Source organism: Rhodococcus qingshengii JCM 15477, from assembly GCF_023221595.1.
In the GTDB taxonomy this organism is placed as follows: Bacteria; Actinomycetota; Actinomycetes; order Mycobacteriales; family Mycobacteriaceae; genus Rhodococcus_F; species Rhodococcus_F qingshengii.
Map to the genome: position 1 here is coordinate 4,229,046 of NZ_CP096563.1, position 13,059 is coordinate 4,242,104.

The 13,059-nt window shown below is 62.3% G+C and carries 8 protein-coding genes and 1 pseudogene; 5 read left to right on the forward strand and 4 right to left on the reverse strand.

Annotated features, from left to right (window positions below):
- Positions 1-134: 134 nt before the first annotated feature.
- A complete protein-coding gene (locus M0639_RS19205; protein ID WP_047270178.1) occupies positions 135-908 on the reverse strand; it encodes an SWIM zinc finger family protein in 774 nt (257 codons plus the stop codon).
- A complete protein-coding gene (locus M0639_RS19210) occupies positions 905-3,721 on the reverse strand; it encodes a DEAD/DEAH box helicase (protein ID WP_064075267.1) in 2,817 nt (938 codons plus the stop codon). The genes M0639_RS19205 and M0639_RS19210 overlap by 4 nt, the downstream gene beginning before the upstream one ends.
- Before the next feature lie 63 nt (positions 3,722-3,784).
- On the opposite strand from M0639_RS19210, the gene M0639_RS19215 reads away from it, so the two are divergent.
- From M0639_RS19215 to M0639_RS19235, 4 genes and pseudogenes are all read left to right on the forward strand, one after another.
- The gene (locus tag M0639_RS19215) at positions 3,785-4,705 is read left to right on the forward strand and encodes an NADP-dependent oxidoreductase (RefSeq protein ID WP_042445331.1); all 921 of its coding nucleotides are present in this window, start codon (positions 3,785-3,787) and stop codon (positions 4,703-4,705) included.
- 388 nt (positions 4,706-5,093) lie between these two features.
- Complete coding sequence (locus tag M0639_RS19225) at positions 5,094-6,353, forward strand: tyrosine-type recombinase/integrase (protein WP_064074683.1); 1,260 nt, start codon at positions 5,094-5,096, stop codon at positions 6,351-6,353.
- On the forward strand, positions 6,350-8,836 hold the full coding sequence (locus tag M0639_RS19230; RefSeq protein ID WP_011133408.1) for a site-specific integrase: 2,487 nt from the start codon (positions 6,350-6,352) through the stop codon (positions 8,834-8,836). The genes M0639_RS19225 and M0639_RS19230 overlap by 4 nt, the downstream gene beginning before the upstream one ends.
- Before the next feature lie 26 nt (positions 8,837-8,862).
- Positions 8,863-9,363 (forward strand): annotated as a pseudogene (locus tag M0639_RS19235) (HNH endonuclease family protein); the annotation flags it as partial.
- Between the two features lies 1 nt (position 9,364).
- On the opposite strand, the gene M0639_RS19240 reads toward M0639_RS19235, so the two are convergent.
- Complete coding sequence (locus M0639_RS19240) at positions 9,365-10,597, reverse strand: metal-dependent hydrolase family protein (RefSeq protein WP_064074726.1); 1,233 nt, start codon at positions 10,595-10,597, stop codon at positions 9,365-9,367.
- Between the two features lie 158 nt (positions 10,598-10,755).
- Here M0639_RS19240 and M0639_RS19245 point away from each other — a divergent pair, with 158 nt between their 5' ends.
- The gene (locus M0639_RS19245; protein ID WP_054187324.1) at positions 10,756-11,391 is read left to right on the forward strand and encodes a TetR/AcrR family transcriptional regulator C-terminal domain-containing protein; all 636 of its coding nucleotides are present in this window, start codon (positions 10,756-10,758) and stop codon (positions 11,389-11,391) included.
- Here the strand turns inward: M0639_RS19245 and M0639_RS19250 are convergent.
- Positions 11,378-12,952 (reverse strand): molybdopterin-dependent oxidoreductase, encoded by a 1,575-nt coding sequence (locus tag M0639_RS19250; RefSeq protein WP_030536842.1) that lies wholly within the window; start codon positions 12,950-12,952, stop codon positions 11,378-11,380. The genes M0639_RS19245 and M0639_RS19250 overlap by 14 nt on opposite strands.
- Positions 12,953-13,059 lie beyond the last annotated feature (107 nt).

A 13,059-nucleotide genomic window follows, 5' to 3' on the forward strand; every position in this document is an offset into this window, starting at 1 on the left:
TCCGAGAAATGAATAGTCGTCTATTCGCCGACGACAACGACCTGAAATCGCAGGCAGGTCCCGACCGGACCGGTCCAATTAACGATACTGGAATTTACGACAGGAAACTAGCACCAGTCCGGAGTTGTCCGATTTCAACCGTCCAACCGTCGGTAGATGGACCGTATTTCGTCCAAGGCGACGTTCTGCTGAGCCATGTCCAATCCCAATGCCGCAACCGCCTCGCGCAACCGCCTGATATCCAGATCGTCGATCGCCGCGCGAAAAGGCACCTTCGGTAGCGCAGGGAGGGCAGCCGCGATTCCGAACCAATTCTCGACGTCCACCGAAACAGTCGACTCGTCTTCCACTCCCCCGATCAACTGCTCCAGGTCGACCCCGCGAAGTCTCAGCAACCTGAGCGGATCGGTGTCGATTCGCTCCGCGGTCAAGAACGCCACGGCCGCAGCGTGTTTGCACGGCCAACCGACATCGGGGCAGGTGCAGTCGAAGCGAAAAGCCGACGGGCCGTCCGGTATCAGTTGAGCAGCAAGCATGTCCGGGACAACGCCGGACACCAGTGCGGCAAGACTTCCCGGCACGCGGCGGATCTTGGTGATGATGTCGTCGATATCCGATTGGTCAAGGGTGTCGATCGACAGCGTGGAAACGAACGGTTGAAGTTGGCTGCCCTGAACCTCGGCCGTCACCACTCCTGGTTCGATGTCGAGCGCCAAGACCTGACCCGAACGCGCATACGTACGCCCACGCGTGACACGAGGTTTGTCGCCGATCTCTTCGACGACCCGAACAAAAGCCTTGCCCCAGAACGTCCTCCCGAACGCTGGACGAGGCTTGACCGGCGCGGGTGCTCGCCGTCGAGGCCCGGTGTACTCGCTGAAATCGGGGCCCTTGCCGCGCGGACTCATTCGCCCACCGCGTCGTCGCCGAGTCGCAACAACTCGTCCAATTGCTCGACGCTCATCTCCGTCACCCAGTTCTCACCGGTCCCGACTGCAAGTTCGGCGAGTTCACTTTTACTCGCGATCATCGTGTCGATTCGCTCTTCCAAGGTTCCGACGCACACCATCTTGCGTACCTGAACGTTCTTTCTCTGACCGATGCGGAAGACACGGTCCGTCGCCTGGTTCTCTACCGCCGGGTTCCACCATCTGTCGAGGTGAACCACATGGTTGGCCGCCGTGAGATTCAGACCCGTGCCGCCGGCTTTGAGCGAGAGCACCATGATGGGCGGGCCGCCTTCACCTTGGAATGCCTCGACCATGGCGTCGCGCCCGGCTTTCGACACTCCGCCGTGGAGAAACGGAACTTCGGTGGTGAACCGGTCGGCCAGGTACGGCACCACCAATTCGCCGAACTCACGAAACTGTGTGAACAACAGAACCTTCTCGTCGTCGCCGATGACCGACTCGACGATGTCCTCGACCAGTCCGAGCTTTCCCGAACGGTGTTGCCCGCGGCGCATCACCGGCGAACCGTCGCGCAGGAAGTGCGCGGGATGATTGCACACCTGTTTGAGTTTGGTCAGCGCAGACAGGACGGCGCCCTTGCGCTTCATCCCTTCCGTCCCCTTGATCTGCGCCATCATCTCGTCCACCACGGCGCGGTACAACGCGGCCTGCTCTTCGCTGAGATTCGCTCGAACCGTCATCTCCAACTTCTCCGGGAGATCCGCGATCACGGCGGGATCGGTCTTCACGCGCCGCAGCACAAAGGGGGACGTGACGGCTCGCAGTCGCGAGACGGCAAGCTGATCTTTTTCCCGCTCGATCGGTACGACAAACCTTTTGCGGAACATCTGCTCCGAGCCGAGCACACCGCGATTGGCAAAATCGAGGATGGACCGCAGCTCGTCCAGTCGGTTCTCCACCGGCGTTCCGGTCAGAGCAACACGATGATCCGCGGGGATGCTGCGAGCAGCTCTCGCCTGAGATGTCTTGGCGTTCTTGATGTGTTGAGCCTCGTCGAGCACTACGCGCCGCCAGTCGAGATCCTTGAGGGCCGCGACGTCGCGGGTCATGAGCGCGTAGGTGGTGATCACGAGGTCACTCTCACGAACTGCCTGTTCCAACTCCGCCCCGGTAGCGCGATCCGAACCGTGATGAACGTAGACGCGCAAGCTCGGCACGAATCGCGCCGATTCACGCTGCCAGTTACCCACAACCGACATCGGGCACACCAAAAGGGTTGCTGTCTTGGACTTCTCGTGCGCAAGTAACGCCAACAGTTGCAGCGTCTTACCCAGACCCATGTCGTCGGCCAGAACAGCGCCGAGCCCGAGAGCACTCATGTACGCCAACCAGTCGAGACCGCGTCGTTGATACGGACGCAAAGTCGCGTTGACCGTCGACGGTACCGCCACCTGCCGCGGAGCCACCGACTGGTCGAGCAGTGCCGAGGCCCATCCGGTTGCTTTCACTTCCTCGACCGGCAGGTCTTTGAGGTCGTCGGCGATCAAATCCTTGATCAGATCGACGATCGCTCGGTCCCCGCTCGAGTGCCGCTGACTGACAAAACGAGCCGCGCGGGCCAGGACGTCTTTGTCCGCCTGAACCCACTCGCCGCGCAACTGGACCAGATCGGACTTCGCATCGACGAGTTGGGTCATTTCCTCGGCGGTGAGTACCTTGTCTCCGAGCGCCAATTCCCAATCGTATTCCAGCAATTGGTCCATACCGACCGTACGATTCTCCGCAACGATCGGAGATGCCGCCGAGGTCACGCGCACACGCAGGGATGGAGACACCACGTTCCATGCGCGAGGAAGCAGCAGCGTGATCCCTCGCTCTCGCAGGACAATCGCGCCGTGTCCGACCAGGTCCATCACGACAGGTGTGGGCAGCAACAGGTCGAGGCTGTCCTCGTCGCGCGGCACGTCGCGAAAACGTGGGTAAGCCTTGATTGCGTCTTCGAGCTTGCGGCTGCCGAGCTGGATACGTTTGGGATCTGCCCGGTGCAGTCGAACACGTTCGGGCGCTTCACCTTCAGGACGCAAACACACGTGCAGACGCCACAGCGCATCGTCGTCGGGATCGGAATTGTCGTCGAGTTCAGGCTCGATCAGCCGCAGAACCAAGTCCGGCTCTCCGGCTGTGAACGTCGACCCCCATTCGGCGAGTCCCTCGGCCGCTCGTACCGACACGTCGTCGAAAGCGTCCCCGGACAACACGACCTGCCACAGCGGGGTCTGCACCACCGGATGTGAGTCCCCGAGAGCACGACGAACGATCGGGTCCGTGAGTTCGTTCGTGATGTCTTCGATCGTCGCCCTCGGCGAACCGACCGCCCGCTGCACCGGCGGCATCGCCACGACCAGTTCGCCGATCCAGGCGCGCTGGCGTTCCCCCACCGACAACTGCCAGCGTGGCCACCAACTTCCTTCAGCCCGCGTCAGTGCGGGGACCACCCGTCCGGCGCGCACCCACCGGTCTATTCCTCGCGCCACATGTACGAGAAAGTGCAGGTCTCCCGCAATTCGCTGATCGTCGGCCTTGAACCGCAGCAGGAGATCGACTGCGTCCGGCGGCGCCAACGCAACAGCTGCGTACTCACTCTGCAAAGGCCCGCCAGGTACGGGCGGCATAGCGACATTCACACGATGACGGAACTTGCGATGCAGGACAGCACTGACCGGATCACGGGGATCGTCGGTCCCGGCACCCTCGTGCCCGTCGACCCACAGTTTGAGCCCCGATCCCGGTGACCAGAGTCCATGCAGCATCCGACCATCCAATCAGGTGCCACCGACACCACTTCCCGCCTACCGGGCAATAGGCTGGCAGGCATGACGACGGCATACGGCTTCACCGAGTACGGCGGACCCGACACACAGTCCTACTTCGACGTCACCTTGCCCCCGCCCGGTGCCGGCCAACTGCTGGTGTCGGTCCGAGCGGCGGGCGTCAACCCCGCTGACTGGAAAGTTCGCGCGGGTACTCGAAAAGATACTGTCCCGGTGACGCTGCCTGCGGTTCTGGGCCGCGAAGTGTCCGGTGTTGTCATCGGAGTAGGTCCGCGGGTCACCGAGTTCGAGGTCGGCGACGAAGTGTTCGGCGCTACCGCGACCGGCTTCGGCGGCTACGCCGCGTCGACATTGCTCAACGTCTCCTCGACAGCACACAAGCCGCCTACCGTGTCCTGGGCCGATGCCGCAGTGCTGACGGTTGCGGCAGGAACGGCCTACGACGCACTCCACGATCTCGGTCTGAAACCCGGGGCGACACTCCTGCTGCTCGGCGCCGGCGGCGGCGTTGGTCGCAGCACGATCGCGCTTGCTCTGGCGCGGAGTATCAACGTGATCGGTGTCGCGAGCGAGTCCAAGAGAACCGCGATCGAGGAAGCGGGAGCACGTTGGGTTGCGTCGGGGGACGGCTTCGCAGACGACGTGTCCGCGTTGTCCCCAGTCGGAGTGGACGCGGTTTTCGACCTGGTCGGCGGGGACACTCTCACTCGCGGCGCTGAGCTCGCCCGACCGGACGCACCGATCCTGAGCATCGCCGATCCTCTGGCGGCGAGCCGACTCGGCGGCGGTGGTGTCGAACGCCGAAGAACTACAGCAGTATTCACGGAGATCGCGGCGCTCGTGGCCGACGGGATCCTCGACCCGTCCGTGTCCGGGCGGTACCCATTCTCCCGCGCTGGGGAAGCGCTCGCTGCAGTCGAAGACGGCCATGCCGCCGGCAAAGTGGTGATCGAGTTTGGCTGATTCCTGTCGGCCCCCGATGGTTCAATCACCGTCTACGACGGACGGCGTTGAATCACCGTCTACGACGGGCGGCGTTGAATCACCGTCTACGACGGACGGGGGCACAGGTGGTTGCACGGTTATTTGCGATCCTGTCGACGCTCGCGCTCGTATGTCTCGTCGCGTCCTGCGGATGGTTCGGGGACGAGCGTCTCGAGTCGGCCCCTGGCAGCCCCACGCGATCGGAACTGGAAGAGTTGCTGTCCCGGACAGCGATTGTCGACACCCGACCACATCCGGGTGGATACCAGCGCGGCTGCGGTAACGGCGAGGCCCCGTTGACTGAACTAAATGCCGAATGGTGCAGGTCTGAAGGGGTGGGGTCGATGTGGGTCGGTAGCTTGCGGACATGAGCGAAGGGGAAAGTTCGAGAGATCTGTCGGGGCTTGTGGTGGCCCGAGTGGGTCGGTTGATAGCGACAGGTCAGGCGGCGGAGCCTTACGTCTTGCAGGGCAGCGACGGTGAACGAGTGGAGTCCGTCGAGGTGTTCTTCCGGGAGCTGATCGCTTCCGGGAGGTCGGTGGCGACGGTGCGTTCGTACGGTATGGATCTGCTCAGATGGTGGCGGTTCCTTCACGCTGTGGACGTGGCGTGGGATCGTGCCGATCGGGTCGATGCCCGCGATTTCAGTTGTTGGATCCAGTTGACGGCGAAGGCACGACAAGGATCAGTGGTGCCGGCCAGCGCCGAGGCGGCTGCTACTGCTGCGGCATCGCCGAATCCTGTCACCGGCAAACCGGCTCTGGGGGCCGGGTACTCGCCGGCGACAGTGGCGCACAGTGAGACGGTGCTGCGAAGTTTCTACGATTTTCATCGGGACGCGGGGACTGGCCCGCTTCTGAATCCGTTCCCTCTCGATCTCTCTCGCCGGTCGAGATGGGCTCATGCGCACCACAATCCGATGGATCATTGGGCACCTGAGCGTGTGGGGCGCTACCGGCCTCGGGTCTCGCAGCGGATTCCCCGAGCGATTCCCGAGGATCTGTTCGATAAGTTGTTCGCGGCGTTGTCGTCGGATCGGGACCGGGCGTTGGTGGCGTTCTGGATTTCATCGGGGGTGCGAGCGTCGGAGCTGTTGGGAGTCCGCGAGTGCGATGTCGACCCGGGGCAGCAGTTGATTACTGTGGTGCGCAAGGGAACACGTGCGGTGGAGCAGGTACCCGCGTCGGCGGACGCGTTCGTCTGGTTGCGGTTGTATCAGGAGCAGTTGCGGGGCGAGGTGCCACTCGGACGGATGCAACCGTTGTGGTGGACACTGCGAAGGCCTCGCCGCCCGTTGAATTACCATGCGGCGCATCGGATGTTCGAGCGTGCGAATGCTACCCTCGGTTCGGATTGGACTCTGCACGACTTACGTCACAGTGCAGCGAGGCGGATGGCCAACGACCCGCACTTGTCCTTGGTGGAGGTCAAAGAGGTGTTGGGGCACGCCCATTTGTCGACGACCGAAATTTATCTGACACCCGATAAGGACGAGGTGATCGCCAGCGTCCTGGCCCACCACGCTCGTACTGCTGATCAGCGGGAACATCCGCGGGCTCCGTCGCCGCCTCCTGCTCCTGGATACGATCCGGCAGCGTTGAGCGTGCTGTTCGGGAGGCCGTTGTGAGCACTGCCGTCAAGCACATGACCCGCCCGGAACGCTTCGAGGTCACACCGGTGCCGCATTCGAGGATTCGCCAACTGCACAAACAGTTTCCACCACGCGAAGGTGAACTCTGGTGGCCGCACACCGCTGCCTCTGCTGAGGAGGTCGAGGCCCGACTGAACTGCTCGGTGCTTGCTGAGGCTGCGGTCACCACCCGAGCCGGACGGCACCGGGGCGTGATCAAGATACTGACCTGGTTGGCTTCGGTGCCAGGCGATACCTGGCAAGCCCGGTGGCTCGCCAGCGGCGCCGAGAACATCCGCGGGTCTCGTTACGGCGCGACAACCTCCTGGGCCGATCTCCCGGTGGAATGGATTGCCGGACACGGGCGCCCTGTCAGACATGATCGCAACGACCTGGCTGCAGGACTGCTGATGTTGCTGTGCCTGGACGTGATCCGGCCGCAGTTGCCGTGGATGCTCTCCCGGGCGCACCCGTTTCTCGCGCCGATGATGGCAAAGCTGCGAGATCCGGACGGATTCGCGCGGTTGGACGAGCTTGCTGCCACTCAGCCGGATACCTCGCGAGACGATGCACGAATCGCAGCGACCAGAATCGCGACCCTGCTGGTATCCAAAGGCGGGACGGTCGCGGAGATCACTGTCGGCGATTGCGTGGAGCTGATCGAAACGATGGCGCAGGTGCACTCCCGCCGCGGTCAGAAGAAGATCGATTTCTACCTGCGACTACGTGCGATGGGCATCTTTCCCGAGGATGCACCACACAGCATCCGTGCGTTCGGCGCTCCGGTCGGACAGTTGACGATCGAACAACTCGTCGACCGCTACCCGATCGAGAACCAACCGATCCGAGCTTTGCTCATCGACTATCTGCGCGAGCGTCAACCCGCGCTGGACTACACCAGTCTCAACTCTCGTGCCCGAGGACTCGCCGGGCTGTTCTGGAGCCGCGTCGAGACACTCGCCCCCGGTATCGACACCCTGGCGCTGCCGCCTGACGTTGCCCGAGCATGGAAGGACGACCTGAGATCGATCACACGCACCGCCGTCGACGCGGCGGGACGAAAGCACGAAACAACTTCGCCCCGAAAGAATTACAAAGACAATCTGTTGCAAGTGCGTGCGTTCTATCTCGACCTCGCGCACTGGGCCGTCGAAGATCCGGCACGCTGGGCGCAGTGGGTGGCGCCCTGCCCGATCAGCGACGCCGAGGTCAAAAGAGGCAAGGAACTCAAACACCGTAAAGCGCGGATGGATCAGCGCACTCGCGAGCGATTGCCTGTCCTGTCGCAGTTGGTTCGGTCCGCAGCTGACCGCCGCGCGGCCGCAGCGGCTCTACTTGTTGCGGCGCAGAACACCGAACCAGGTGAGGTGATCGCGGGAACCGACGGAGAACTGCGACGATCCTTGATCCGTCGGGGAACTGGCCGCGTCGTATGGGCCGACAATACTGTTACCGGTGTTCGCCGCGATCTCACCTACGAGGACGAGGAAGCATTCTGGGCATTCGCCACTATCGAAGTGTTGCGGCTCAGCGGTATCCGTCATGAAGAGCTCCTCGAGCTCAGTCACCACAGCATCACCGAATATCGACTACCTAGTACCGGTGAACTGGTTCCGCTGCTGCAGATAGCTCCATCGAAGACCGATACCGAGCGGCTGATCTTGGTCAGTCCCGAGCTTGCGGAAGTCCTCAGTGCGGTAGTTCAGCGTTCGCGGCAACCCAACGGATCGATACCGCTCGTGGCTGCCTACGATACGCAGGAGAAGCTGTGGAATCCGCCGATGCCGCTGCTCTTTCAGCGGGGAATCGGAAACGAACGCCGAGCGATCCCACCGAGTTTCGTCCGCAAGCTCCTCATCAATGCGCTCACCGTGGCAGCTCTCACCGATGCCAGTGGCGATCCGTTGATGTTTCAGCCCCACGACTTCCGGCGAATATTCGTCACCGACGCGATCATGAACGGCCTGCCACCCCATATCGCACAGGTTATTTGCGGGCACAAGACAATTGACACGACGATGGGCTACAAGGCCGTCTACCCCTCGGAAACGATCGAAGCGCATCGAGCGTTCATCGCGCGTCGTCGTTCGATGAGACCCAGTGAGGAATACCGGACACCGACCGACGAGGAATGGGATGCGTTCTTGTCTCATTTCGAGAAGCGGAAAGTATCGGTCGGGACCTGCGCACGGTCGTTCGGCACACCCTGCATCCATGAGCATGCTTGCGTCAGATGCTCACTCCTGCGGCCGGATCCAACGCAGCGAGGCAGGCTCGAAGAAATCCGAGACAACCTCGAAGCCCGCATCATCGAAGCCAAACAGGAAGGCTGGCTGGGTGAAGTCGAAGGACTGCAGGTCAGCTACACCGGAGTCAGGGACAAGATCGCACAGGTCGATGCCACGATGAAACGAGGATCGGCAACAACTGACCTCGGAATGCCTGGATTCGGATCGATCTCGGGAAGGACTTCCACATGATTACCAAGCTTGAATTCTTGTTCAGAGAAGCCTGCGTCTTCGGCCCCGCGTGGTCCGACGACCAGGACGCACCTGGTGGCCACGACGGGTGCGATACCCGCAACAACGTCCTGGCCCAAGATCTCTCGGACGTGGTGTTCAAACCAGGAACACGTGACTGCGTCGTACTGTCCGGCGCGATGACCGACCCGTACTCCGGAGATCGCATCGAATTCGAACGCAGCCAGGCCAAGTCCGTCCAGATCGACCACGTCTTCCCGCTCGCCGCGGCCTGGGACTTCGGCGCGAACTCCTGGACTCCTGCGTTGCGGATGAGGTTCGCGAACGACATGTCTCTGAACCTGTTGGCCGTCAACGGCCCCGACAACCAGGCGAAAGGCGACAGCACGCCCAGTGACTGGTTGCCGCCCGATCCTGCGTACCGATGCTTCTACGCCGGCAAGTACCTGACCGTCGCGATTTCCTATGGCTTACCAGTCAGCCGAGCTGATCATTCGACCCTGACGGACCTTGCCACTCGCTGCTGATCTAGCGGCAGTCCTTCACCACTCGCCCACTCTGGATGACGAGTGCGATCCGCTCACGATCGGCAAAGATCGAGGGATCCGTCAACGGATTGCCGCGGAAGGCAACGAGGTCGGCGAACTTACCGACTTCGATGGTGCCGACCTCGTCGGCGATTCCGAGAATGCCGGCGTTGATCCGGGTAGCGGAAACCAGTGCATCCATGGGTGTTTCGACCTTGGCGCGCAGGACCAACTCCATCCCACGGCCCGTTTGATCGGTACCGATGAGGTCCGATCCCAAGCCCACTCTGACGCCGGCATTTCGAGCAGCAAGAAGCCCGTCGATCTGACCCTGCATCATCTGGCCGATCCGAGCCGAAATCGATTCGGGTAGGCCTGCTGACGCCGCGCTGTCCGAGAGCGCCTGCACCACAGCCAACGTCGGCACCAAGGCGACGTCGTGCTCGGCCATCAACTTGGCGGTCTCGTCGTCGATATCAGAGCCGTGCTCGACGCATTTCGCGCCGGCAGTGACAGCGTTACGGATTCCCTCGTTGTTGTGAGCATGCACCGTGACATAGGTACCGCGCGCATTGGCTTCCTCGACGGCAACTTCGATCTCGTCGACCGTGAACTGGGTATCGGTGAGCTTGTCATGAGTGGATACCACTCCCCCGGTAACACACAGTTTGAGGAAGTCCGCACCCCTGCGGAACGTCTCGCGAACGTTCTTTCGCATTTCGTGCGGACCGTCGGAAAGCAGAGACATACACCGTAATCCGGGGATGTCATGATCGGACCAGTCCGAAGTCGGCTCCCATTCGGCCGCCAGGTGTCCGTGTCCACCGGTCTGGCACTGGATCGGGCCGCACTGAATGATCCGCGGACCCGGAATCTTGCCCGAGGCGACAACTCCGGCGAGTCCACCGTCGATTCCGCCGCAGTCACGAACAGTGGTGAATCCCCCGTCGAGGGTCGATGCGCAGGTCGCGAACATGTCTGCAGCGAGCTCGGCTACCGAGATCTGACGCCGCAGGCTCGGTGCGAGATCGCTCGATCCACCGAGATGAACGTGTGCGTCGATGAGGCCGGGCGTGATTGTCAGCCCAGCGCAGTCCAGCACCTCCGCCCCCGTGGGTGGCGTGCCACCGAGTGCACTGATGCGCCCGTTTTCCACAGCAACAGCGCAGTTCTCGATCGGGTCGGCGCCTGTCCCGTCGATGATCGTTGCACCGGTCAGCCATACGACAGACATATTGAATGTTCCTCCGACGTGTACCGATTGCCGGAAGCTTCCGCCGACATACCGAATAGGGTTCGGTTAGTATGATGCATATCGGCTCCCGAAATCAAGGAGTTGTCATCACTCGATGAAGTCCGAGATTGCTGACGAATCCCTCACCAGGAGAATCGATGCCGCGTCCCACCCAGCCGATACTGTCCACGCGAAACATCACCGACGCGGCTCTGGATGCTGTCGACGCGACCGGCGACTTCACCATGCCCGGGATCGCCAAGCAATTGAACGTGACTCCGTCTTCGCTCTACACACATATTTCGGGTCGATCCGAGATCGTCGAACTCATGCGCATCCGCGTGATGTCGTCGATCTCTGTCCCCCACCCACCCCCAGGATGGAGCGAACGGATCAGCGCGTGGGGGTGGGCCTATCGCCGAGCTGCCGTCGAACATTGGCGCCTCATCCCGCTACTCATGACACGCAGCGTCCGCACCGAGGTGACTTTTGATATCGATACTGCACTGGTTCAAGCATTTTCGGACGGCGGTTTCGATCCGACCGACACTCGTCACGCAATCTCCACGCTGGACAGTTTGGTTCTCGGATCCGTCGTGAAACTCTCAACGCCGGATGTCGCGTGGACTCAATCCTCCAACCCGAGCGAGGTCACGCGCGAGGCTACGACCCCGCTGCGAACCGACGACACGTTCGACTTCGGCCTGCGAACCCTGATCGCCGGATGGATGGCTCAACGCGTTGTTCGTCTGTATACCGAACCTCATTCGGATTCCGACGTCACTTCACGGTGAACGACCTGGTGTGCCATCCCGTGGCGCCACCGGGAATCGGCGGAGTGCGCTCTTCCACCTGAACGTTCCCGTCCAAATCCGTCGCTCTGACCTGCACGGTGTGCAAACCTGAGCCCGCGTCCCACATCCAGGACCATTGACGCCACGTGTCGATCGAGTACTCCTGAGCCAGCGTCGCCGGTTGCCATTCACCGTTGTCGACGCGAACCTCGACCTTCTCGATCCCGCGATGCTGCGCCCAAGCAGTTCCCGCCACCAGCACCTGTCCCGGCTCGATCGGCGCCAAAGCTGCCGGCACCTCGATACGCGACGACGTCTTGATCGGTGCCTGCGCACCCCAACCGCGCTGGGTCCAATAGGCCTCGACCTTGTCGAAACGCGTGAGTTCCCACTCCGTCACCCACTTGGTGGCGGAGACGAAACCGTACAGGCCGGGAACTACCTGCCGAACGGGATAACCGTGCTCGAACGGCAACGGCTCACCGTTCATCGCCACGGCGAGAATCGCGTCACGGCCGTCGGTGACTATCTCGACCGGGGTGCCGACTGTGAAGCCGTCGACGCTGGTCGAGAGGAGCATGTCGGCGTCGGGATGGACACCGACTTCGTCGAGCAGGTCCTTCATGGGATAACCGATCCACTTCGCGTTTCCGGCCAGAACGCCGCCCACCTCGTTGGAAACACACGTCAGCGTGATGACCCGCTCGATGGGCGTTCGCGCCACCAGATCGTCGAACGACAACGTCATCTCCCGGTCCACCATTCCGTGAATCCGCAGTTCCCACGAATCCGTCGTCAATTGCGGAACGAGGAGAGCCGTGTCGATTCGGTAGAAGTCGTCGTTGGGCGTGATGTACGTCGATGCACCCGAAATCCCGATGTCCGCACCCGCCGGAATCGGCGGCGCCGGGTCAGCGGCGGTGGGCACGACAAAATCTTCACGATTCGCTACTGCTCCGGCGATTCTCTGCCCCACGAACTTCCCGGCCGCACCCGCTGCCGCAGCCACTGCCAACGCCGCACCTGCCAGCAGAAGGAACTGACGACGAGGCAACCACGAGTCGGCGACGCCCGGCGAGAGCGGCACTTCGAGTTGTGTGATCAGCAACCGCAAGGTTGCGACGCCCGCCACCACACCGACCAACGTCGGGAACACGTACATCGCATCGGCAGTCGGGCGCTGCATCGCCGCATACACACCAACCGCGCCCAGAAGAACGAGAATGACGCTGCCGATCGGGCGGCGTCGCCGTTCCAGGAGCCCGGCCACCGCACCGAGCAGAACGATCAAGATCGACATTCCGATGAACAGCGCCGGCTTGTCATTGGTACCGAAAGTGTCGATCGCGAACTCGCGAGCCCACGCCGGCGTTCGGTCGACGGTAGTCGCACCTACCGCGTAGAAGGGCGACGCGTCCGGGTTGATCGGCAACGCAACCAGTTCACCGACGCCCAGGACGACAGCCGCGGCCAAGACCCCGGAGATCGCGTGAGCAGCCCATCTACGACGCGGTGGACGAGATTCGGTGCTCGGGTGCTCGTCGATGTTCTGTGTGACCATGTCGTCTCGGCTCTGTCGGTGCGAGTGGTGCTTCGATCGGATACCCGACATTCGGCGCTGCGGGCCATCCGGATGGGTGCACTCCTCCATCAAGAACTACTCCGAAC

Bases quoted from the DNA above. Each gene is read 5' to 3' on its own strand.
- M0639_RS19205 (WP_047270178.1), bottom strand. From the start codon at position 908: ATGAGTCCGCGCGGCAAGGGCCCCGATTTCAGCGAGTACACCGGGCCT.
- M0639_RS19210 (WP_064075267.1), bottom strand. From the start codon at position 3,721: ATGCTGCATGGACTCTGGTCACCGGGATCGGGGCTCAAACTGTGGGTC.
- M0639_RS19215 (WP_042445331.1), top strand. From the start codon at position 3,785: ATGACGACGGCATACGGCTTCACCGAGTACGGCGGACCCGACACACAG.
- M0639_RS19225 (WP_064074683.1), top strand. From the start codon at position 5,094: ATGAGCGAAGGGGAAAGTTCGAGAGATCTGTCGGGGCTTGTGGTGGCC.
- M0639_RS19240 (WP_064074726.1), bottom strand. From the start codon at position 10,597: ATGTCTGTCGTATGGCTGACCGGTGCAACGATCATCGACGGGACAGGC.
- M0639_RS19245 (WP_054187324.1), top strand. From the start codon at position 10,756: ATGCCGCGTCCCACCCAGCCGATACTGTCCACGCGAAACATCACCGAC.
- M0639_RS19250 (WP_030536842.1), bottom strand. From the start codon at position 12,952: ATGGTCACACAGAACATCGACGAGCACCCGAGCACCGAATCTCGTCCA.